Below are 20,776 nucleotides of genomic sequence, written 5' to 3'. Positions count from 1 at the left end.
AGCGAAACGCGGCAGATTTACAGTCTGCTCCCTTTAACCACTCGGGAACCCATCCATAGGCAACATAGATATTATATTATAGCAGAAAGCTTTTGTCAAGCAATAATTTTAAAATTTATTTGAGCTTTTGACGCAGCGCCTCAAACATAACTATACCGGCAGCCATAGCAACGTTCAGCGATTCCGCACGTCCTTGCATAGGGATAAAGACGCGCTTGTCTGCTGCCGCCAGCAAAGCAGGACTCACGCCGTTGGCCTCGTTACCCATAACAAAAGCCAAACGTCCCTGCAAATCAGCCTTGTACAAATTATCCGCGCCGTCCAGGCAGGTAACCAGCAGCTCATATCCTGCCTTACGTGCCGCCTGCACCAACAGCTCCTCGCTCAAACCGCTCAGCACCGGCAGGTGGAACAGCGAGCCCATGGAAGCACGCACTGTTTTCGGCGCATAAATATCAGCGCAGCCCTGCAAAAGCAGCAAGCCACCTACACCGGCCGCATCCGCAGTACGCAGCATGGTGCCTATATTTCCCGGATCTGTTACACGGTCCAGAACAAGCAGCATTTTACCGGATGCCAGAAAATCATCCAAGCGCTTACTGCGCATTTCACATACGGCAATAATTCCCTGCGGCGTTTCGGTATCGGCAATTTTTTTCAGCACCTTGTCGCTCACACAGACGAGCTTAATCTGCTTGGCAGCAGCCTCTTCCAGCACAGCGCGGGTGCGATCATCCTCAATCGCAGTATAAAAAATGCTCTGCACGGCGCCGTAACGCACTGCCTCTTCCACAGTACGCAGGCCTTCCGCCAAAAACAGGCCCTGCTGCTGACGATATTTCTTCTGCTTCAGCTCTGCTGCAGCCTTCACCATTGGGTTTTGCAATCCGGTAAGTTCCATCTCGTTTCTCCTCTATACGTAGTCACATTACTTTTCTACTATTATACTAATATATCTGAGCCAGCGTCAATCAGCCGTTTATTATAATGAAAAAGGCTGTAAAAAGAATGACGCTGGTAATAATCGTCAATGAATTGAACAGGCTGGCCAGCTGTACATTAGCTCCCAGCTTTTCCACAAAAATCGGACCTATAATCGTGCAAGGTGCCATAAAGGCCAGCGCAATCACATAATTTATCTCCTGCTTGAACGGCGCCAGATAAATAAAGGCTGTGGCGCACGCCAGTGATACTGCGTAACGAACGCTGAACAGCTCCTTAACGTAGCCCATGGCCCGCTTATCCAGCTTGAGTTCAAACATCATACCAATCATCAGCATACTCAAAAACGGGTTGCCTGTGCCCACAATCTCCGTAAACGTGTACACACTCTTGGGGAAGTGGAATCCTGCCAGCGACAGCAGCAGCATACTGATATAGACGACAAACGGCACCGAGTGCAGCAGCTTATCCGTAATATTCTTCATGCTGAATTTGTCCTTGCGTCCGTCCGCATAGCCGATGCAGGAGGCAGTCAACGCATAGGTCATACCGGTACACATAATGGAATTGCCCACATCGAACATACACAGGCCGACTACGGCAAAGGGCGTTAAAAAGGCCTGCGCAAACGGCAGCGTAAAGCAGCCTACATTATAACCGGCAAGGCTGAAGATATAGAAAATCTTGGTTGCCGGCGTATCACCGCGCGTCAGCATCAAGGATACAAACAGCATCAGCAGATTGCCGCATAAGCCTAAAAAGACGGCAGCGATTAAGGAATAATCCATCTCAAAATGCGCAAAGCTGTTGATTACGGCACAGGGCAGCGTAATATTCAAAACAATTTTGCTCACGACCTGATAGTCGGTCGGTGAAAAAAAGCCGCGGCGTTTGCAGATATAGCCTATAAGTATGATGAGCACAAAGGCCAGGGCTTTACTTAAAACTACTAGCATAAAACTAAACCCCTCATAAATTACAAAAAAACCTGCTCCCGTGCGCACACAGGAGCAGGCTCAGACCAGCGCCTACGCACCAGTCAGTATTTACTTTTCTCTTACAGAGCAGCTTTAGCAGCTTCTACCAGCTTAGCGAAAGCAGCAGAGTCATAGATAGCCATGTCAGCCATAACTTTGCGGTTCATTTCGATACCGGCTTTGGTCAGGCCGCAGATGAAACGGCTGTAGCTCAGGCCGTTAGCACGGGTAGCAGCGTTGATACGAGCGATCCACAGACGACGGAACTCGCGTTTTTTAGCGCGACGGTCACGACGAGCATAGGACAGAGCTTTCATTACCAGCTCGTTAGCTTTTTTGAATTGTTTGCTGCGGGAACCATAGTAACCTTTAGCCAGTTTCAGAATGTGTTTATGACGACGATGAGCGGTTACGCCCACTTTAACTCTTGCCATTGTTAGTATCCTCCTTTAAATCTCTTAATTATGCGTACGGGAGCATTTTTGCTACATGCTCTTTGTCAGTCTTGTGCACCAGAGCTGCTTTACGCAGGTTTCTCTTACGTGCAGGAGATTTATGTTCGAGAATGTGGCTCTTGAAGTTTTTAAAATGTTTGAATTCACCAGAAGCAGTTTTTTTGAAGCGCTTTGCAGCAGCTCTACGGGTTTTCATTTTCGGCATTGTGATTTCCTCCTCTATTATTTAGCAGGTTTTGGCGCAACAATCATAATCATGTTTTTGCCTTCTAATTTTGGAACTCTTTCTACGACGGCAATTTCTTTCAACTGCTGTGCCATACGATTCAGCAGCACCTCGCCAAGCTCAGGATGAGACAGTTCGCGGCCACGGAACATGATGGTAACTTTTACCTTATCGCCATCTTCCAGGAAACGTACTGCATTCTTATACTTAACATTGAAGTCGTGGTCCTCGATACCGGGACGCAGCTTAACTTCTTTAATGTCGAAGGTCTTTTGTTTCTTACGAGCTTCTTTTTCGCGTTTCTGCTGCTCGTAACGATACTTGCCATAATCCATAATCCGGCACACAGGCGGTTTTGCTGTCGGAGCAATTTCGACTAAGTCCAGATGATTTTCTAATGCAAGCTTCAGAGCGTCACGGCTGGACATAATGCCGAGCTGTTCGCCCCCATTGGCAATAACACGCACTTCACGCGCACGAATTTCTTCGTTAATACGCAAGCTTTCCTTACTTATAACAATTCACCTCCATGAACATCAGATAAGCAATTACTGCTTATAAAATCTGTAACATATCAGATATAAGCAAAACAAAAAAAGCGGGCAGAACAAATTCCACCCGCATGAATATCATATCCAACCCTGTCGAGCGTTTGCCGCAAGGTGAGAAGCGAGTGGCTTCTGCTTTGTTACTAGAATATGATAACACATAGCCTGATAAGTGTCAAGCTTTTTACAGTTTTTATTTAAAAAGATTTTTGATTTTATTGAAGAAGCTCTTTTCCTCAGGGCTGATATTGTCCTTGCTGATTTCGCCGAAGCTGCGCAGCGCTTCCTTCTGCTTTTCGTTCAGCTTAGTAGGCACAACTACCTTGATGCGAACCAGCTGATCACCGCGCTGACCGCCGCGCAGGCTGGGAATGCCCTTCTCCTTCAGGCGCAGCACCTTACCGGGCTGAGTGCCTTCGGGAACCTTCACGGTTACCTGACCATCCAGCGTAGGAACCTTGATCTCAGCGCCCAGGGTTGCCTGTACGATATTGACAGGTACCTCGCACAGAACAGTAGTGCCATCACGTTCAAAGAACTTGTGTGGCTTCACGTACAGATATACGTAAAGATCACCGCTCTGACCGCCCTTAGCACCGGCCTCGCCCTCGCCGCTTACGCGCAGACGAGAGCCGTTATCTACACCTGCCGGAATTTTTACCTTCAGGCGTTTATTCTTCTTCACAGTACCCTTGCCGCGGCATTCCTTACAGGGGTTAGAAATAATCTTGCCCTCGCCGTGGCACTTGGAGCACGGACGCTCATTAACCATCTGACCGAACATGGTGTTCTGGGTGAAGCGTACATAGCCGGAGCCGTGACATTCAGGGCAGGTTTCAACCTTGGAGCCGGGCTCTGCACCATCGCCGTGGCAATGGTCGCAGGTTTCGTCGCGATACAGGTTGATTTCCTTCTCTACGCCGAAAGCTGCCTCTTCAAAGGTAATTTCCATATCAAAGCGCAAATCCGCACCGCGCTGCGGGCCCGCTTCGCGGCCACCGCGACCGCGTCCCTGGCCGCCGAAGAACATGTCGAAAATATCCTCCATGCCACCGCCGCCGAAGCCACCGAAGCCACCGCCGAACGGATTGCCGCCAGCGCCGCCGGCAGTCTGCGCCTGTTCGAAGGCATCAGGGCCAAGCTGGTCATACTGCTGGCGCTTCTGCTCATCGGAAAGGACGCTGTAAGCCTCATTGGCTTCCTTGAATTTGTTCATGGCTTCTTCGTTGCCCTTATTGCGGTCAGGATGATATTTCAGGGCCAGTTTACGGAATGCTTTTTTTATTTCGTCCTGGGAAGCGGTTTTGCTTACCCCCAGTACCTCATAATAATCTCTCTTAGCCAAAACAGGCGCCTCCTATAACTTTTCTACCGAATATTATTTAAGCATATAATGCCCAGATGCATGATGGCGGTTGCCACAGCAGCTGGGCACTAATATTATATTACTTTTTTACATCTGTATCAACAACGCAGATGGTGCTTTTCACCTAACCCGAAGGCTGGTGAGAAGGTATCAGATGCTAGGCGAAACGGCGACGGCGTACTTTTAGTACGTCTAGACGTTTCAACGACGCAGATGGTGCCTTATAGACAGGATTATTTCTTGTCGTCGTCAACAACTTCCGCATCTACAACATCATCATCGGCTTTTTTAGCACCTTGAGCACCTGCAGCGCCTTGTGCGCCTGCAGCACCCTCTTGTGCCTGAGTTTCTTTGTAAAGCTCAGCGCTCAGCTCGTACAGCGGTTTGGTCAGAGCTTCGGTATCAGCTTTAATCTTGTCGAGGTCGTCGCCCTTCATGGTTTCTTTCAGGGTGTCAACAGCAGCTTTAACCTTAGCGATCAATTCGTCCTTGCCTTTGCCTTCCATGTCCTTCATGGTCTTTTCAGCCTGATAGCACATGTTGTCGGCCTGGTTGCGAACTTCTACGCCTTCCTTACGTTTCTTATCAGCTTCAGCATTAGCTTCTGCTTCTTTAACCATTCTGTCTACTTCGTCCTTATCCAGGGTGCCGGAGGAGGTAATGGTGATTTTTTGTTCTTTGCCGGTGCCAAGGTCTTTAGCGCTTACGTTAACGATACCGTTAGCATCGATGTCGAAGGAAACTTCAATTTTAGGAATTCCACGCGGTGCAGCCGGGATACCGGACAGCTCGAAGCGGCCCAGAGTTTTGTTGTCTGCAGCCATTTCACGTTCACCTTGCAGAACATGGATATCAACGGAAGGCTGGTTATCAGCAGCGGTAGAGAATACCTGTTTCTTAGAGGTCGGGATGGTGGTGTTACGGTCGATAATCTTGGTGAATACACCGCCGAGGGTTTCAATACCCAGGGACAACGGAGTTACATCCAGCAGCAGTACGTTGCCGGTACCTTCTTCACCGGAGAGAACGCCGGCCTGAATAGCAGCACCTACTGCAACGCATTCATCCGGGTTAACTCCTTTGTAAGGCTCTTTGCCCATGAATGCTTTGATAGCAGCCTGTACAGCCGGGATACGGGAAGAACCGCCAACCAGGATTACCTTGCTGATATCGCTTGCGGAAAGACCTGCATCGCTCATAGCCTGACGAACAGGGCCCATGGTGCGTTCAACCAGATCAGCAGTCATTGCTTCGAATTTAGCACGAGTCAGATCCATATCCAGATGTTTCGGACCGTCAGCACCTGCAGTGATGAACGGCAGGTTGATGTTGGTGCTCATAACGCCGGACAATTCGATTTTAGCTTTTTCAGCAGCTTCACGCAGACGCTGCATAGCCATACGGTCGGTAGAAAGGTCAATGCCTTCAGCTTTCTTGAATTCGTCAACCATCCAGTCCATGATTTTCTTATCGAAGTCATCGCCGCCCAGATGAGTATCACCGTTGGTTGCTTTTACTTCGAATACGCCGTCGCCTACATCCAGAATGGATACATCGAAGGTGCCGCCGCCGAGGTCGTATACCATGATGGTATGGTCGTCGGTTTTATCAATGCCGTATGCCAGAGAAGCAGCGGTAGGCTCGTTGACGATACGCAGAACATCGAGGCCTGCAATCTTACCAGCGTCTTTAGTAGCCTGACGTTGGCTGTCATTGAAGTATGCAGGAACAGTGATAACTGCCTGGGATACCTTTTCGCCCAGATAAGCTTCTGCATCAGCTTTCAGTTTTTGCAGAATCATTGCGGAAATTTCTTCCGGGGAATATTTTTTGTCGTCGATAGTTACTCTGTAAGAGCCTTCGCCCATGTGACGTTTGATGGAGCTGATGGTTCTGTCAGGGTTGGAAACAGCCTGACGTTTTGCCAGTTGACCAACAAGACGCTCGCCGTTTTTAGCAAAGCCTACAACAGACGGGGTTAAGCGGCTGCCTTCCTGGTTAGTGATGACGGTAGGTTCGCCGCCTTCCATAACTGCAACAACACTATTAGTAGTACCTAAGTCAATACCAATTACTTTAGCCATGATTTTTATCCTCCTGATTACTATCCTTCGGTGATGCGGCAAATGCCACATTTTTACCGAATCGATGTGATATATTTTTTTAATTTATTGTGAAGAGCATGCCAGCCTTATTCGTTGGTGTTTACTCTTACCTTACTGTGACGGATAACCTTATCACCCAGCTTATAGCCTTTTTCGAAAACCATATCTACGATTTCATCATCCAGCTCCGGATTATGACCACGCATTACAGCTTCGTGGATGTTCGGGTCAAATTTAGCATTTTGAGCTTCGATTTCTTCTACCTTCAAATCCTTGAAGGCATCTTCAAACTGACGGCGGATTTTTTTCATACCGTCGACAACTGCATCCACATTATCGCCCTTTTCGACGCTTGCTTCGGCACGCTCAAAATTATCTAAAACCTTTAAGAACTTGCCAACCACATTTGCTGTTATAAAGGTGGAAAGCTGTTCCTTTTCTATATTGGTGCGACGGCGGAAGTTTTCAAAATCGGCCTGCAATCTCAGCAAACGATTTTGCAGTTCTTCGATTTTAGCATCCTTCGGGTCAACCTCAGGCTCAGCGGCTTCCTCCGCATTTTTTGCATCTTCAGCATCTTCAGCTTTTTCAGCTTCTGCAGCTTCCGCAGTTTCCTGTTCGGCAGCCTTCGCTTCCGCAGCCTCCTGCTCAGCCTGTTTTTCTTTCATTTCATTATCCTGCAAGGCTCTTCCTCCTTAGTTTTATTTCTTGTCGGGCTTTTGCTCGAACATCGTTTTCAAATACTTATGCAGATAATCCATAACAGTGATTACCTTGCCGTATTCCATACGCGTCGGGCCAAGAACTGCCATCGTACCGACTATCTGACCGTTAAGACGGTAGGTTGCCTGTACCATGCTGCAATCCTGAATGCCGGTGAATTTGTTTTCACTGCCAATCGTGATCTTCAGTCCGCTGTCCTCGCCTGCCTTCAGCAAATCGCGTACCACGCGCTCCTCCTCCAGGATACCCAGAAGATTTTTCACACGCTCCACGTCGCGGAATTCCGGCTGGTTCAGCAGCTGCTTGGTGCCACCCAGGAAAACCTTTTGCTGCTGGTATTTCTGACGCATCTGGCGGATGGACTGTACCAGCGACGTGAACAGCAGCTTATCATCTGCTATATTGCTATGCACCGCCTGCAACAGGTCCTCGGTAATATTCGCCAGCTCTCTGCCCTCAAGCAGTCTGCTGACGCGTCCTGCCATGTAGTCCAGCTCCTCTGGCCGCATTCCCAAAGGAATTTCTACCACGCAATTGGCCACATTGCCGTCATCTGTTACAATGCACAGGATGGCATGGTGCTCATCCAGAGGTAAAAACTTCATATAACGGAAGCACGCACCGGCATCACGGTTAGCCAGCACCATCGAAACATTCTTCGTCATCCGGGAAAGAATTTTCGCCGTTGACTGGAAGATTTCATCAATGCTTCTGCGTCTTTCGCTGAACCAGCCGTTAATCAGCGCTCTGTCATTATCTGTCAGAGTGCCGGGTTCAACAAGCGAATCAACATAAAGACGATAAGCCTGAGCCGACGGTACACGTCCGGCCGAGGTGTGTGGCTGCTCCAGATAACCCAGAAGCTCCAGGTCACTCATCTCGTTACGGATGGTCGCAGGACTGAGGCCCAAATCATATTTGCGGGCAATCGTCCTTGAACCTACAGGCTCAGCAGTTGAAATATAATCCTCAATTATGAGCTGGAGAATTTTTTTCTTTCTTTCGTTTAACATATTCCCACCTCATTTTGATTGTTAGCACTCTATCATTAGGAGTGCTAACATCTTGATACTAGGATAGCACTAGCCTACTTTATTGTCAACACCTTTTTTATTTATTTTTAACTTATCACAAAAACTTCAAATATTTGATTGCCGACCTCCATACCACGCTCCGTCAGGCGCAGTCTTTGCGTACCTGCATCATATGCAATAAGCTTTTGTTCAAACAGCGGTGCCAGTTCAGAGGCAAAGCGCTGCAGCACATCAACGCCAAAGCGCTCGCGAGCCTCCGCCAGGCTCGCGCCTTCGCTGTGACGCAGCCCCATGAACATGAACTCCTCCAGCAGCTCTGCACAAGATAATTCTTCTACATTATATAAAGCGCTCGTGCGCAAATCGCCGCTGCTAAAGCTTGTAAGCTGCTCAATATATTCTCTGACCGTACTCAGCCCGGTGCGCCTTCTTTGGCCGTCAAAGCCGCAGGCGGCAGCGCCAAAGGCCATGTAAGGACGATACTGCCAGTAAACAGTATTGTGCCGCGAATACTGGCCGTTTTTGGCGTAGTTTGATATTTCGTAGCGTTCAAAACCACGCTCGCGCAAAAAGCTCTGCACCAACTCGTACATATCCGCCGCCGTGTCCTCGTCAGGCAAAGTTATTCTGCCCTTATCCACAAGGCTCGCCAGCGGCGTGCCCTCCTCCACAATCAGGCCATAAACAGAAATATGCTCAATGCCCGTATCAGCCAGATGCTCCAGCGTATCCTGCAGGCTGGTAAGCGTCTGCGACGGCAGGCCGTAAATCAAATCCGCGCTGACGCGCGCAAAGCCTGCTTTGCGCGCCAGCGTCAGCGCTTCCAGCGCCTGCTGCGCGTTGTGAATGCGTCCTATCGTCCGCAGCTCGTTATCCTGCAGCGACTGTACGCCGAAGCTGATGCGGTCAAAGCCAAGGCTACGCAGCGTCTGCAGCTTTGCTAAATCTGCCGTACCAGGGTTTACCTCAATCGTTGCCTCGCAGGGCCGCTGCCAAAAGCCGTACTGCTTCAAGGCCTGCACCAACTTGGCGATACATTCTGTCGGCAGCACGCTCGGCGTACCGCCGCCAAAGTAAATGCTGGCGTTCGCCGCCATATTTGCAGCCTCATCCGCACGCAGGGCGATTTCTTTGCACACGGCATCGGTATAGTCACGCTTCGTCTGCTCGCCCAAGCCGGCATACGAAGCAAAATCACAGTACAGGCATTTCTGTACGCAAAACGGTATATGCAGATAAAGTGCCTGATATTGCTGCCATGGCTGCAATTGTTTATTTTCCATCATTGTTATTTCCTTTCACTATCTGTATCTCTATCTTGAAAAAACGCCGCCACAGAAATTACTGCAGCGACGCCTAAGCAAATTTATTTTCCCTTTTTATAGAACCACTTTTTATACGCAAAAAAGACAGCGCCCACAACCACGATCAAAAGCGTCAGTCTTTGACTGTGCTCCTGAAAATTAACTACATCATGACCGATGACAACCTCCAACGCTGTAGAAGGAAATTTGCCGATAAGGTTGGCAATAATGTAATCACGCGCACTCATACTGCTCACAGCACCAACCGCCGTCAAAATGCCTGACGGAAAATACGGCAGCGCCCTGGCGAAGGCCATCCACTCCAGGCCGTGCTTGCTGCTTGCTTCATCAATGGATTTCAGCGAGTTGCTTTTTTCTATCAGCCTCTGCGCTGTATCGCGGAAGAAGAAGCGCATCAGATAAAAGCTGATAACCACACCGGTTGTTTCCGCCAGCCAGGAAATTGTGATGCCCAAGGGCAGGCCGAAAATCAGACCATTGGCTGTAGAAAGAAAAATCGACGGGAAAACGCTGCCGGCATTAATCAGCACATCCAGCACAAAACTGATTAAAATCGCCCATGGGCCAAAGGAGCGCAGATATTCCACCAGACCGTTGACATTGCCGCTGATTGCCAGTGTAAAGGTTTTGTTGAAGAAATCATCGGCAAAAAAGTGAATACCCAAAACCAAGGCCACCAGCAAAACTGCCGCCGTCACCTTAGCACAAACATCAGGATTTTTTAACCAGTCTTTTTTCATGTATTTATAACCTCTTTAAGAATTAAAAATCATATTAAAGCGTTCACCAAACTGCATTTCCACCAGACGGCGGATTTCCGCCCAGTCCTCCGGCGTACGCAGCTGCGCCTGCGCCAGCTGACGAACCTGCGCAATTACGTCAACATCTCGCATTATATCAGTAATTCGCAAATCTGGCAAGCCATGCTGCTTCAGGCCGAAGAGCTGACCGGCACCGCGCTGCTCCATATCCTTTTCCGCCAGATAGAAGCCATCCTCGCTCTCATGCAGTACGTTTAGGCGCGCCAGTGCCTCCGGCGAATCGGCGGCCGTCAGCAGCACGCAGTAGGACTGCTCGCTGCCGCGTCCTACACGTCCGCGCAGCTGATGCAGCTGTGCCAGGCCGAAGCGCTCGGCGTTTTCAATCACCATCAGCGTAGCATTGGGCACGTTCACGCCAACCTCGATAACCGTAGTGCTCACCAGTACCTTCAGCTCGCCTGCCGCAAAGCTGCTCATAATCGCATCCTTCTCCGCGCCCTTCAGCCTGCCATGCAGCAAAGCACAGGGAATATCCTGCAGAAAATCGCGCTTCAGCTCCTCGTATACCCTTTCGGCGCTATGCACAGCAAGAACGTCCGATTCCTCAATCAGCGGGCAGACAACATAAGCCTGCCTTCCTGCCTGCACCTGACGCACCAGGCCGGCGTAAACCTCACGGCGGCGCTCATCCGTATAACACAGCGTCCGCACCGGCTTACGCTGCGGCGGACGTCCCTTCATTACGGAAATATCCAAATCGCCGTAAACAGTAAGCGCCAAGGTACGCGGAATCGGCGTTGCCGTCATTACCAGTACATCGGGAGCATTAGCCGATTTGTTAGACAGGCGTGCACGCTGCTCTACGCCGAAGCGGTGCTGCTCGTCCGTCACCGTCAGCGACAGATTGGCAAAGCGCACATCCTCCTCCAAAAGTGCATGCGTACCCACAACTACATCAACAAGGCCCAGCTCCAGATTCAGCAGCAGCTCACGCCTTGCCTTGGCACGCATACCGCCTGTCAGTAAAGCGATACGCACACCGTAAGGCTGCAGATATTGCTCCAGCGTTTCAAAATGCTGCGCCGCCAAAATTTCCGTCGGCACCATAATGCAGCCCTGATAACCGTTTTCCACCGCCTTAGCCAACGCCAGCGCGCTGATAACCGTCTTACCGCTGCCTACATCGCCCTGCAGAATGCGGTGCATAGGCTTTTTATCCTGCATATCGAGCGAAATCTCTCTCCACGCCTGCTGCTGTGCCGCCGTCAGCTCAAAGGGCAGTCCCTGCATTACGTCTTTAACAAGCGCACCGTCTGCAGCGTGCTTTATGCCCTCTCTGTTATCATGGCTCTGCTGACGATAATACAGCAGGCCGCACTGCAGCAAAAACAGCTCCTCAAAAACAAAACGCTGCTTGGCACGTCGCAACGCTTCCCAGCTTTCCGGAAAGTGAATATTTTTCAGCGCCGTATAGCGGTCGGGCAAATTGCACTGGCTCACAACCTTCGCCGGCAAACTTTCCGGCAAATCCTTTGCTGCCAGGCGCAAGGCCTCACTCACCCAGGTACGCAGATTCTTCTGCGTCAGGTTACCGCTCAAAGCATACACCGGGACAATACCCGGCGTTTTGCCCTCGTCCTGCTCCAAAGGCTGCACATCAACCTCGCTGACGGACTTCGTAGTGCGCCCCTGCCTTACGCGGCCTGTAATCTGCAGCATTGTATCCGGCTTCAGCTTCTGCGCCTTATAGCGCTGCCCGCCGAAAAAGTACAGCGTAGCATAACCTGTTTCGTCACGCACCGTCACCGACGTATAACTGCGACGGCTGGCACCATAGCCGTTTTTCACCTGATAAACCGTCGCTTTGAAAATCTGCTTACTGTTGTCTACATCCAGCTCCTTAATCGTTTTGAGCTTGGCATAATCGAGATAAGCTCCCTGACGCGGGTAAAATTCCAGCAAATCACCCACGCTGAAAATATTAAGAGCAGCCAGCTCAGCTGCCTTTTTTACACCTACACCTTTTAGTGTTGTTACAGGTTCTTTCCACCACATTTATAAAAATACCCTCTTTATCTTAAAATTCCCTTGATTTTCTGCGCTCTTTATGGTATGATACTCATGTTAAATTTGAATGTGCCTTATGTCTTATCACGTTTAAGGAGGTGGGAAACAATGGCATCTATCTGCGAAATCTGCGGTAAAGGAAAACTCGCTGGCAACAACGTCAGCCACTCCAATAGACACACCAAACGTGCTTGGAACCCGAATATTCAACAAGTAAGAGCAGTTGTTGAAGGTTCTGTTAAACGCTTGAACGTTTGCACCCGTTGCCTGCGTTCCGGTAAAGTTAACCGCGCAATCTAATCCGTTCGGATTTAAAAAGAAGCCAAATACCAATCGGTATTTGGTTTCTTTTTTTGCGCTTATTTTACTTTGCAGCCGCACTCGGGGCAGAACTTAACCAACGAGCTGATTTTTGCGGAGCAATTCGGGCACAAAATAAAGGCACGGTATTCTGTGAGCTTCTTTTCGAACAGCTCATAGAACTGGTTAACCTCTTTGTCCTCGCGCTTCCAGTTATAAATCTGCAGACGCTCCTTAGTGGAGTCCATGATAACCTGTACGGTTTCCTCATCCAAAGACTGCATAGCCAGCTGCATAATTTTTTTCTTGTTATGGAAGTGCAGCTGATGTGCAGCATCATCCTGCTCATCAATAGTTACACCCATCTCATTGACGCACAGCAAGGCAATATTCCAAGCTACATCAATATCAACTTCATAAAGACGGTTATCAAAGCAACCGCCGGCACCATCTATTCTCATAGCTACCTCCTGCCAGATGTTTTTTCTTAATTATAGCACAAGCGCATATTTGCTGTAAAACAAATCGCTCGTATCGCAGCATTATTTGTTCAGCTCCGCCGCCATTTCACGCACAGTTTTATGCAACAGCGGATGTACCAGCTCCGGTGCAATATCCAGTAACGGCAGCAGCACAAAATCCCTGTTCTGCATATCGGGATGCGGCAGCGTAAGCTCCGGTGTCTGCATCACGACATTTTCGTAAAGCAGCAAATCCAGATCAATATTGCGCTCGCCCCAATGACGCAGGCGCACACGCCCCATCGCCAGCTCCGTTGCCAAAAGTGTACGCAAAAGCGCCACAGGCTCCAGATTAGTGTGCACCTTGCACACAGCATTCAAAAACTGCGGCTGGTCCGTCACACCATAAGGCTCCGTAGCAAAATAGCCGGAAACCTGCAGTACCTCCACGCCCTGCTGCATCAGCAGCATCAGCGCGCGCTGTAAATTCTTTTTCTTATCGCCCAGGTTACTGCCCAAGGCAACATATGCAATAGCCATCTCAGACTCCTGTTCTTTTGATGTGATTATAATAGACGCAGCAAAATAAACGATACTGTCGCAGCAATTATTCTGTCGCGGCGAAAGCATAAAAATTTTAGGTAATGAGTGCCTGGAACAACCGAAATTGCAATATTGTTTGAGCGCTAAGCTGACTTCTGCTGAAAAACACTTCGCCTAGCGCGAGTTTTATTGCAATTTCGTCTTTGTTCCGCACGAAATTGCCGTTAAAAAATTTTTCGCTGCAGCGTGACAGATAATTGCTAAAACAATTCTTCCTGTAACACACTAAACGATACTTTCGCAGCAATTATTCTGTCGCAGCGTGACAGATAATTGCTAAAACAATTCTTTCTAAGCTAACCTACTCCGCACTGCCGCGCAAAATAGCCTCCAGTGTGCGAATCGCCCGCACATTCTCCTCAACATCATGCACGCGCACCATCTGCGCCCCCGCGTAAATTGCCTGCAGACTCGTCGCAATCGTTCCCTCCAAACGCTGCTCCGCCGGTACACCGCCCAGCACAGCACCAAGCGTACTCTTGCGCGAAGCCGCCAGCAGCACAGGATAACCAAAGCTCGTCAAAGCCTTCAAATCACGCATCAACAGCAAATTCTGCTCCACATTCTTGGCAAAGCCGATACCGGGATCCAGAATAATCTTATCCGCACTCACACCGCGCTCACGCAAAAGCTGTGCTCTCTGCGCCAGATAAACGGCAACCTCCTGCACAACATCCTTGTACTCGCAGTTCTGCTGCATATTCTTCGGCGTACCGCGCATATGCATAAGAATAATCGGCGCTTTAGTTGCCACAACCACATCAGCCATACGCGGGTCAGCCTCCATCGCGCTGATATCGTTAATCATATCAGCACCGGCAGCAATAGCTGCCTCCGCCGTATCCGCACGATAGGTATCGATAGAAATAACAGCATCGGGATAAGCCTTGCGCAAAGCAGTAATCGCAGGAACTACGCGGCGGCGCTCCTCCTCCCCATCAACGCTATCGCTGCCCGGACGGGTAGACTCACCGCCGATATCAAGCACACCGGCACCCGCAGCAAGCATTCTGCCGGCACACTCCACCAGCTCCTCCATAGCAGGCACACGGCTGCCCTCATAAAAGGAATCCGGCGTAACGTTCAAAATTCCCATCACGCACAGCTTCTCATAGGTCAGCACGCGGCCGTCAGCCAGAGTAGTGCGCAGCTTTTGCGGCGTCAGCGCCATCTCCAAATCAATAGCAGCCTGAGGAATACCAAAATAAGGCATCTGCGCCAGCTTCTTCAAAAGCACCTTATAATGCTTCAGCGTACCCAAAAGCAAAATATCAACATACTTTGCAGCGCAGGTAACAGCACCGACGGGCGTTACAACGTCGCCGCCCACTGCCAGCATCTCCTGCTTGATAATATTCGCCGCCGGAGTACGCACACCCAGCAGCTTGAACGGAATAATCTCCGCCTTATGAGCAAAAATAGGCAGACTGTCGGCATGAGCGCCGATACTGGCCAGCGCCGCCTCCAGGCCCTCACGGTTAACTTTTAATAACATTCATTCTCACCTTTTTCCACAACAGCAAAGGCGTTATGATTATGGATGCTTTCCATGCTCTCCACCTCTGCGCGATACCAGGTAATGCGCTTATCCGCCTCCAGACGTAAAGCAACCTCACGCACGGCATCCTCTACAAAACGCGGATTCTCATAAGCATGCTCCGTAACGTATTTTTCGTCAGGGCGCTTCAAAAGACCGTAGAGCGGCGTGCTTGCGGAAGCCTCGGCATATTCCACCAGCTCCTCCAGCCACACCATCTCCTGCGCCTCAACCTCCAGCTTCGCCCAGGCACGCTGATTATGCGCACCGTATTCGCTGATTTCCTTAGAGCAGGGGCACAGCGTCTGCACCGGCACAACAGCTGTAATGCGCCAACGCAGCTTCTCGCCCTTCTCGGCCTTATACACGCAATCGATATCCATCGGCGCTTCCATGCCGCTCACAGGAGCCTTCTTCGTCACAAAATACGGGAACTTCAGCTCGATAAAAGCTCTTTCAGCCTGCAGATGCTGCTTCAGCTGGTCCAAAATTGCTTCCACATCAGCGAGGCCTACAGGGCCGAGAGTGCGCAGACACTCCACAAAACGGCTCATATGCGTACCGCGCATATCATGCGGCAAATCAACCGCCAGAGTTACCTCCGCTACGCTGTGCTGCGTACCGCGTGCTTTATCGCGCAGCTCAATCGGCCAGCGCAGGCCCTTTATTCCCACATGCTTCAAAGGGATATTGCGTAAATCCTTTTCGCTTTGTACATCCTTCACGTCATTCACCTCTGTACACGCAGCCACTGGTGCGAGTTTCCCAAACTTCTACTTCATATAAATGATAATGGTCGCTCTTCAGCAGCTCAACCAGCTTATTCCAAACCCAGACGCTGATATTTTCTGCGGAAGGCACCGGCAGAATATCATTCAGGCAGGCGTGGTCCAAATGTGCCAGCACCTCGTCCTTCACCAGATTCTTCAGCTTGATAAAATCAATAACCATACCCTCATGGTCGGGAGTGCCCTCCACCTTTACCACCAGCTTATAGGTATGACCATGCAAATGCTCGCACTTGCCGTTATACGCAGGCAGATAATGCGCAGCGTCAAAATCAAATTCCTTGATAATTATCATTTATATTCTCCTCCATAAAGGGTTAAATCAGCAAAGCCGTTTTGGCGCAGCGCCTCATAAGCCACAATCGCCACGGAATTGGACAAATTCAAAGAGCGTGCATCCTCAATCATCGGAATACGGATGCAGCTTTCGGGATATTCGTGCAGCAAGGTTTCCGGCAAGCCGGCAGTTTCCTTGCCGAAAATCAGCAGGCTGTCCTGAGCATACTGCACATCGGCATAAGAGCTGTGTGCCTTCGTCGTCAGGAAATACTTGGGGTTATCCTTATATTTTTCCAGCACCTCGTAAACACTGTCATAATAATGGATATCAACAAGATGCCAATAATCCAGACCTGCACGCTTCAAATATTTATCCTCCACGGAAAAACCAAGCGGACGAACCAAATGCAGGTGGCAGCCGGTTGCTGCGCACAGACGTGCAATATTACCGGTATTGCCGGGAATTTCCGGTTCAACTAAAACTATATGCATTTTACTGAATGCCTCCTCAGCTGACTGCTGCGCAGTCGTTAATTTATTTTTTCTCCTGCAGTATTTCGGAAACTCTCTGCTTCATACTGCGTTTCTTTTTATTCTTTTCCTTAACCGGTTCAGCCGGTGCAGGCTTAATCTCCGGCTCAACAGGCTGCTGTGCCAGGATTTTCTGATAGGTAGCCATAATCTTTTCGCAATACAGCGAGCCCATCGCCCAAGTACCGTTCAAACCGTACCAGGTGTTGACAACACCGCGCTCCAGGCGGATATTATGCGCCAGATCATAGCGCGGATCGACAATATCGGTTGAAGGGCGCTTCGTCTGCGTATAAGCCAGCAGATGCTGGATATGCGCGCGCACGCCCAGCTGCGGCGTAGCAAAGGACGCACCGCGCACACCACCGCCGATAGTACCGAGACCGCAGAAATTATTCTGATGATGCAGCACGTCACCGCCATAGCGGTAAGCGCCTGTTTCCACCAATGATTGCGCCAGTGCAAGGTCGGGGCGCACGTTTTCACGCTTGGCCTCCTGCCAGTACAGCTCCACCAGCTCCTCTACCGGGCAGGCCAGCTTCACAGCCGGGTTAGCCGCAAGAATATAGGCAATAGCCTGCGCCTTGCTGGCAATCGCCTCACCGTAAATAGCGATATTACGATAATCATCCGGCAGCTGAGTACCGGAAAAATAGAATTTGCCATCCTTCTCCTGCAGCAGCGACGGACGTGGAGCGGCAGGAACCTTTATCGTACCGACAGGCGGTTTAGCCACCGGTTTGTTAGATACTACAATTTTATCCTTTTCCTGAGTTATTTGGACAGCGCGCTGCTTTTTGTTCAGCAGCTTCTTATCCTTTTTATCAGCGATAATCGTCTGCTTGGAGGCCGGTGCTTCATCAGCGACCTCGCGCACAGTTGCCGCACACACGCCGGCGTACAGCGACAGACCCAGCAGAACACTCGCAAAAGTTATTTTTTTATAATTCATAGCGCATTACTCCTATATATTTCACGCTATCAATTTTACCGCACATGAGGCAAAATTGTAAAGTTTTTCCCACCCCTGCAGTGAGGAATTCACAAAAAAGTAGATTTAAGCTATAATATTTATAAGATTACAGCTAAGCGCTGCTAATTAATTTTACAGCAAACAGCTATCTGCCTGACAAATTAAGGAGGGAAAATTATGACCGCAAAATTCCATTTCATCAACCATGCCTGCTTTATTTTGGAAAAAAATAATTCCGCTATTATCTTCGACCCGTATCTGGACGATAACCCGGAAGGACTCACCGCCAAAGACATCAAGGTTGATTATATTTTCGTCAGCCATGGTCACTTCGACCATTTGGGCAGTGCCTTTGAAATCGCCAAAAATTGTGACGCTACCATCATCTCCACCGCTGAAATCTGTGGTCTGGCGCAGGATGCCGGCTGCAAAGCACACGCTATGCATCTTGGCGGCACCTTTAAGTTTCCCTTCGGCAAGGTACGCCTGACACTGGCCTTCCACGGCAGCGGTGTTCCCGGTGGTCACGCCTGCGGTATCGTCATCGATTTCTACGGCACTAAGCTGTACTTCGCAGGTGACACCGCACTCTTCAGCGATATGCAGCTGCTGCCTAAGCTCGATGCTTTTGAATACGCAGTGCTTCCCATCGGCGGCAACTTCACCATGGACCCCAATGATGCACTTATCGCCTGCAAGCTGCTGCAGGCAAAATACGTTATCCCCGTACATTACAACACCTGGCCGCCCATCGCTCAGGACGTGGAAGCCTTCAAGGCTGCCGTTGAGGATGAAACCGACAGCAAGGTGCTCATTGTAAAACCGGGCAATACTATTGATATCGACTAAAAATTAAAACTTCAAAAACTTACGCCACGAAGCGTTCTTATTCACGTCGCAGTTGCCGCAATTGTTGCACTGCGACGTTGTTTTTTCACCAAAATATTCCAGCAGCACCTTGCGCAGGCAGGAGGACGTATTGCAGTAGTTGGTCATTTTGCTCAGCAGCTGGAGCTCGTGCTCCTTCCAGGTCAAATCAGGCTGGTCATGGCCGATAAGATAGGTATTAACCGCAATATCCGCCTTATCATACAGCAGCAGACATTCCGACGGCAGGCCGTCACGCCCTGCGCGTCCTGCCTCCTGGTAATAGCTTTCAATATCCTTGGGCATATTATAATGCACCACAAAGCGCACATCAGGCTTATCAATACCCATACCAAAAGCATTTGTTGCTACAATCAGCGGCACGCTGCCGCCAACGAAGGCATTCTGATTTTCGCGTCGCTCCTCCGGCGTCAGGCCCGCATGATAGCGCAAGGCGCTGAACCCCTGGCGCCGCAAAAGCTGCGTCACGCTTTCCACCTTGTTGCGCGTAGCACAGTAAACTACGCCGCAATCCTTTTTATGCTTACGCATAAACTCCAACAGCGAGCGCTCCTTGTCCTGCGTGCGCTGCACGGCAAAATGCAGATTAGGCCTGTCAAAGCCCGTCACCACAATTTTGGCCTCCGGTATGCCCAGGCGTTTAATGATATCGCGGCGCACATCCGGTGTCGCCGTAGCAGTAAAGGCTGCCACCAGCGGCTTCGTCGGCAAGGCCTGAATAAAATCGGGGATATTATAATACTCCTTGCGGAAGCTGTGTCCCCATTGCGATACGCAGTGCGCCTCGTCCACTGCCACCATGGTAATATAAGCCTTGCGGGCGAAATCAATAAACTGCTGGTTGACCAAGCGCTCCGGTGCTACGTACAAAAACTTGCACTGCTTGTTGAGCGCAGCATGCAATACTCTGCCGTATTCGTTGCTGCTCATGCTACTGTCCAGATAAGCGGCCGGAATACCGCGTGCCGTCAGTGCCTCTGCCTGGTCCTTCATCAGCGATATCAGCGGCGAGATAACCAGCGTCACACCCTTCAGCAGCAGTGAAGGCAGCTGAAAGCAGATGCTCTTGCCTGCACCCGTAGGCAGCACTGCCAGCACAGGCTGTCCATGTAATATTTCACTTATAATTTCTTCCTGCCCCGTGCGAAAGCTGCTGTAGCCATAAAAATGCTGCAGCGCCCGATGCAGAAAGTCACTGTCTATAGTACGTGTCATAAAGCTCCCTTGCTTCGAAAAGTTTATTTGTAAAAAGTATAGCACATAAGCACTTTTATGTAAAATAACTTTCGTTTTTCTATGATTAGCTAATAAAAAACAGGTACAGCCTAAGCTGTACCTGAATTTGTTACTTCAAGCGTCTAATTAGTGTTTACGTGCGTTGAAGCATTCGCGGCAGTAAACCGGACGATCGCTGGGTTTGAACGGTACCATGGTCTCTTTGCCACATTCAGCGCAAACTGCGGGGAACATTTCGCGTTGCGGACGGTCATTTTGTACGCCCATGCGTTGTTTGCGTGCTTGACGGCAAGCCGGGCAGCGGCGCGGTTCGTTAGTAAAGCCTTTTTCTTCGTAGAACTCTTGCTCGGAAGCAGTGAATACGAATTCGTTGCCGCACTCGCAGCAGGTTAAAGTCTTGTCTTCTTTCATTGTTTAATCACTCCTAATCATAGATAGAACATACCCCAAAGAACGCATTAAGATGTTTACCTTGGCTTCCCCATGTCATCTATGATAGAAGAAGTTAGGAACTTAAACGGACCACTGAGATACACCACTTACAGTATATAGTAAGCGCCTGCAAAAGTCAATCTTAGTTTATCAAAAATGCGTAAATTCTTTAATAAGAAACTTTTCACATATATTTTAGCTTATCAAACCCGCTTGCTT

General features: G+C 49.7%; 23 protein-coding genes and 1 other annotated feature. Of the genes, 2 read left to right on the top strand and 21 right to left on the bottom strand.

All coding sequences use genetic code 11. The features are described from left to right. Positions 1-115 precede the first annotated feature (115 nt). From Q0612_RS09580 to recG, 12 genes are all read right to left on the bottom strand, one after another. Positions 116-901, bottom strand: a complete 786-nt coding sequence (locus tag Q0612_RS09580) for an RNA methyltransferase (protein ID WP_293721786.1) — start codon at positions 899-901, stop codon at positions 116-118. A 70-nt stretch (positions 902-971) separates the two neighbouring features. Then, positions 972-1,898 (bottom strand): AEC family transporter, encoded by a 927-nt coding sequence (locus tag Q0612_RS09575; RefSeq protein WP_298883987.1) that lies wholly within the window; start codon positions 1,896-1,898, stop codon positions 972-974. A 101-nt stretch (positions 1,899-1,999) separates the two neighbouring features. Further along, positions 2,000-2,353: a 50S ribosomal protein L20 gene (rplT, locus tag Q0612_RS09570; protein WP_210684724.1), complete on the bottom strand. Its 354-nt coding sequence runs from the start codon at positions 2,351-2,353 to the stop codon at positions 2,000-2,002. Positions 2,354-2,381: 28 nt separating this feature from the next. Then, positions 2,382-2,579 (bottom strand): 50S ribosomal protein L35, encoded by a 198-nt coding sequence (gene rpmI / locus Q0612_RS09565; protein WP_009145115.1) that lies wholly within the window; start codon positions 2,577-2,579, stop codon positions 2,382-2,384. Positions 2,580-2,596: 17 nt separating this feature from the next. After that, positions 2,597-3,100 (bottom strand): translation initiation factor IF-3, encoded by a 504-nt coding sequence (gene infC, locus Q0612_RS09560; protein ID WP_009145116.1) that lies wholly within the window; start codon positions 3,098-3,100, stop codon positions 2,597-2,599. Positions 3,101-3,184: 84 nt separating this feature from the next. Further along, positions 3,185-3,292: a sequence feature (ribosomal protein L20 leader region), on the bottom strand. Positions 3,293-3,341: 49 nt separating this feature from the next. Then, the gene (gene dnaJ / locus Q0612_RS09555) at positions 3,342-4,493 is read right to left on the bottom strand and encodes a molecular chaperone DnaJ (RefSeq protein ID WP_298883982.1); all 1,152 of its coding nucleotides are present in this window, start codon (positions 4,491-4,493) and stop codon (positions 3,342-3,344) included. 254 nt (positions 4,494-4,747) lie between these two features. Next, the gene (dnaK, locus tag Q0612_RS09550) at positions 4,748-6,598 is read right to left on the bottom strand and encodes a molecular chaperone DnaK (protein ID WP_298883979.1); all 1,851 of its coding nucleotides are present in this window, start codon (positions 6,596-6,598) and stop codon (positions 4,748-4,750) included. A gap of 107 nt (positions 6,599-6,705) precedes the next feature. Beyond that, positions 6,706-7,302, bottom strand: coding sequence for a nucleotide exchange factor GrpE (gene grpE / locus Q0612_RS09545; RefSeq protein ID WP_298883976.1), 597 nt, complete (start codon positions 7,300-7,302; stop codon positions 6,706-6,708). Between the two features lie 18 nt (positions 7,303-7,320). Beyond that, the gene (gene hrcA / locus Q0612_RS09540; protein ID WP_298883974.1) at positions 7,321-8,355 is read right to left on the bottom strand and encodes a heat-inducible transcriptional repressor HrcA; all 1,035 of its coding nucleotides are present in this window, start codon (positions 8,353-8,355) and stop codon (positions 7,321-7,323) included. A gap of 107 nt (positions 8,356-8,462) precedes the next feature. After that, the gene (gene hemW / locus Q0612_RS09535; RefSeq protein WP_298883972.1) at positions 8,463-9,662 is read right to left on the bottom strand and encodes a radical SAM family heme chaperone HemW; all 1,200 of its coding nucleotides are present in this window, start codon (positions 9,660-9,662) and stop codon (positions 8,463-8,465) included. An 80-nt stretch (positions 9,663-9,742) separates the two neighbouring features. Beyond that, positions 9,743-10,441 carry a TVP38/TMEM64 family protein gene (locus Q0612_RS09530; RefSeq protein WP_298883969.1) on the bottom strand — a complete coding sequence of 233 codons (699 nt, stop codon included), beginning with the start codon at positions 10,439-10,441 and terminating at the stop codon, positions 9,743-9,745. Positions 10,442-10,456: 15 nt separating this feature from the next. After that, positions 10,457-12,517 carry an ATP-dependent DNA helicase RecG gene (recG, locus tag Q0612_RS09525; protein ID WP_298883966.1) on the bottom strand — a complete coding sequence of 687 codons (2,061 nt, stop codon included), beginning with the start codon at positions 12,515-12,517 and terminating at the stop codon, positions 10,457-10,459. Between the two features lie 120 nt (positions 12,518-12,637). On the opposite strand from recG, the gene rpmB reads away from it, so the two are divergent. After that, positions 12,638-12,829: a 50S ribosomal protein L28 gene (rpmB, locus tag Q0612_RS09520; protein WP_021719311.1), complete on the top strand. Its 192-nt coding sequence runs from the start codon at positions 12,638-12,640 to the stop codon at positions 12,827-12,829. A gap of 59 nt (positions 12,830-12,888) precedes the next feature. Here rpmB and Q0612_RS09515 read toward each other — a convergent pair whose 3' ends face one another. The 7 genes from Q0612_RS09515 to Q0612_RS09485 all read right to left on the bottom strand — a co-directional run bounded on the left by Q0612_RS09515 (position 12,889) and on the right by Q0612_RS09485 (position 17,980). Further along, complete coding sequence (locus Q0612_RS09515; RefSeq protein ID WP_009145124.1) at positions 12,889-13,290, bottom strand: zinc ribbon domain-containing protein; 402 nt, start codon at positions 13,288-13,290, stop codon at positions 12,889-12,891. 81 nt (positions 13,291-13,371) lie between these two features. After that, a complete protein-coding gene (folK, locus tag Q0612_RS09510; protein WP_298883961.1) occupies positions 13,372-13,830 on the bottom strand; it encodes a 2-amino-4-hydroxy-6-hydroxymethyldihydropteridine diphosphokinase in 459 nt (152 codons plus the stop codon). Between the two features lie 364 nt (positions 13,831-14,194). Continuing rightward, positions 14,195-15,388: a dihydropteroate synthase gene (folP, locus tag Q0612_RS09505; protein WP_298883957.1), complete on the bottom strand. Its 1,194-nt coding sequence runs from the start codon at positions 15,386-15,388 to the stop codon at positions 14,195-14,197. Continuing rightward, positions 15,379-16,155 carry a GTP cyclohydrolase FolE2 gene (gene folE2, locus Q0612_RS09500; protein ID WP_040564984.1) on the bottom strand — a complete coding sequence of 259 codons (777 nt, stop codon included), beginning with the start codon at positions 16,153-16,155 and terminating at the stop codon, positions 15,379-15,381. Before folE2 ends, folP begins: the two co-directional genes overlap by 10 nt. 1 nt (position 16,156) lies before the next feature. Further along, positions 16,157-16,513 (bottom strand): 6-carboxytetrahydropterin synthase QueD, encoded by a 357-nt coding sequence (queD, locus tag Q0612_RS09495; protein WP_293388690.1) that lies wholly within the window; start codon positions 16,511-16,513, stop codon positions 16,157-16,159. After that, positions 16,510-16,989 carry a tRNA (uridine(34)/cytosine(34)/5-carboxymethylaminomethyluridine(34)-2'-O)-methyltransferase TrmL gene (gene trmL / locus Q0612_RS09490; RefSeq protein WP_040564986.1) on the bottom strand — a complete coding sequence of 160 codons (480 nt, stop codon included), beginning with the start codon at positions 16,987-16,989 and terminating at the stop codon, positions 16,510-16,512. The genes queD and trmL overlap by 4 nt, the downstream gene beginning before the upstream one ends. Before the next feature lie 43 nt (positions 16,990-17,032). Continuing rightward, positions 17,033-17,980: a glucosaminidase domain-containing protein gene (locus Q0612_RS09485; protein ID WP_298883935.1), complete on the bottom strand. Its 948-nt coding sequence runs from the start codon at positions 17,978-17,980 to the stop codon at positions 17,033-17,035. Between the two features lie 198 nt (positions 17,981-18,178). On the opposite strand from Q0612_RS09485, the gene Q0612_RS09480 reads away from it, so the two are divergent. Then, the gene (locus Q0612_RS09480; RefSeq protein WP_298883930.1) at positions 18,179-18,850 is read left to right on the top strand and encodes a metal-dependent hydrolase; all 672 of its coding nucleotides are present in this window, start codon (positions 18,179-18,181) and stop codon (positions 18,848-18,850) included. A 3-nt stretch (positions 18,851-18,853) separates the two neighbouring features. Here Q0612_RS09480 and Q0612_RS09475 read toward each other — a convergent pair whose 3' ends face one another. Then, complete coding sequence (locus tag Q0612_RS09475) at positions 18,854-20,104, bottom strand: ATP-dependent DNA helicase RecQ (protein WP_298883927.1); 1,251 nt, start codon at positions 20,102-20,104, stop codon at positions 18,854-18,856. A 147-nt stretch (positions 20,105-20,251) separates the two neighbouring features. Next, positions 20,252-20,536 carry a zinc-ribbon domain containing protein gene (locus Q0612_RS09470; protein WP_021719303.1) on the bottom strand — a complete coding sequence of 95 codons (285 nt, stop codon included), beginning with the start codon at positions 20,534-20,536 and terminating at the stop codon, positions 20,252-20,254. Between the last annotated feature and the right edge of the window lie 240 nt (positions 20,537-20,776).

Origin of the sequence: uncultured Phascolarctobacterium sp. (assembly GCF_937920985.1) — a bacterium.
GTDB lineage: Bacteria > Bacillota > Negativicutes > Acidaminococcales > Acidaminococcaceae > Phascolarctobacterium_A.
Note: the sequence above shows the minus strand (reverse complement) of the source record. Positions and strands in the feature narration are given on the sequence as shown.

Excerpts from the sequence above, each read along its gene's own strand:
- Q0612_RS09580 (WP_293721786.1), bottom strand. The coding sequence starts at position 901 with ATGGAACTTACCGGATTGCAAAACCCAATGGTGAAGGCTGCAGCAGAG.
- Q0612_RS09575 (WP_298883987.1), bottom strand. The coding sequence starts at position 1,898 with ATGCTAGTAGTTTTAAGTAAAGCCCTGGCCTTTGTGCTCATCATACTT.
- rplT (WP_210684724.1), bottom strand. The coding sequence starts at position 2,353 with ATGGCAAGAGTTAAAGTGGGCGTAACCGCTCATCGTCGTCATAAACAC.
- rpmI (WP_009145115.1), bottom strand. The coding sequence starts at position 2,579 with ATGCCGAAAATGAAAACCCGTAGAGCTGCTGCAAAGCGCTTCAAAAAA.
- dnaK (WP_298883979.1), bottom strand. The coding sequence starts at position 6,598 with ATGGCTAAAGTAATTGGTATTGACTTAGGTACTACTAATAGTGTTGTT.
- hrcA (WP_298883974.1), bottom strand. The coding sequence starts at position 8,355 with ATGTTAAACGAAAGAAAGAAAAAAATTCTCCAGCTCATAATTGAGGAT.
- hemW (WP_298883972.1), bottom strand. The coding sequence starts at position 9,662 with ATGATGGAAAATAAACAATTGCAGCCATGGCAGCAATATCAGGCACTT.
- Q0612_RS09530 (WP_298883969.1), bottom strand. The coding sequence starts at position 10,441 with ATGAAAAAAGACTGGTTAAAAAATCCTGATGTTTGTGCTAAGGTGACG.
- recG (WP_298883966.1), bottom strand. The coding sequence starts at position 12,517 with ATGTGGTGGAAAGAACCTGTAACAACACTAAAAGGTGTAGGTGTAAAA.
- rpmB (WP_021719311.1), top strand. The coding sequence starts at position 12,638 with ATGGCATCTATCTGCGAAATCTGCGGTAAAGGAAAACTCGCTGGCAAC.
- Q0612_RS09515 (WP_009145124.1), bottom strand. The coding sequence starts at position 13,290 with ATGAGAATAGATGGTGCCGGCGGTTGCTTTGATAACCGTCTTTATGAA.
- folK (WP_298883961.1), bottom strand. The coding sequence starts at position 13,830 with ATGGCTATTGCATATGTTGCCTTGGGCAGTAACCTGGGCGATAAGAAA.
- folP (WP_298883957.1), bottom strand. The coding sequence starts at position 15,388 with ATGTTATTAAAAGTTAACCGTGAGGGCCTGGAGGCGGCGCTGGCCAGT.
- queD (WP_293388690.1), bottom strand. The coding sequence starts at position 16,513 with ATGATAATTATCAAGGAATTTGATTTTGACGCTGCGCATTATCTGCCT.
- trmL (WP_040564986.1), bottom strand. The coding sequence starts at position 16,989 with ATGCATATAGTTTTAGTTGAACCGGAAATTCCCGGCAATACCGGTAAT.
- Q0612_RS09485 (WP_298883935.1), bottom strand. The coding sequence starts at position 17,980 with ATGAATTATAAAAAAATAACTTTTGCGAGTGTTCTGCTGGGTCTGTCG.
- Q0612_RS09480 (WP_298883930.1), top strand. The coding sequence starts at position 18,179 with ATGACCGCAAAATTCCATTTCATCAACCATGCCTGCTTTATTTTGGAA.
- Q0612_RS09475 (WP_298883927.1), bottom strand. The coding sequence starts at position 20,104 with ATGACACGTACTATAGACAGTGACTTTCTGCATCGGGCGCTGCAGCAT.
- Q0612_RS09470 (WP_021719303.1), bottom strand. The coding sequence starts at position 20,536 with ATGAAAGAAGACAAGACTTTAACCTGCTGCGAGTGCGGCAACGAATTC.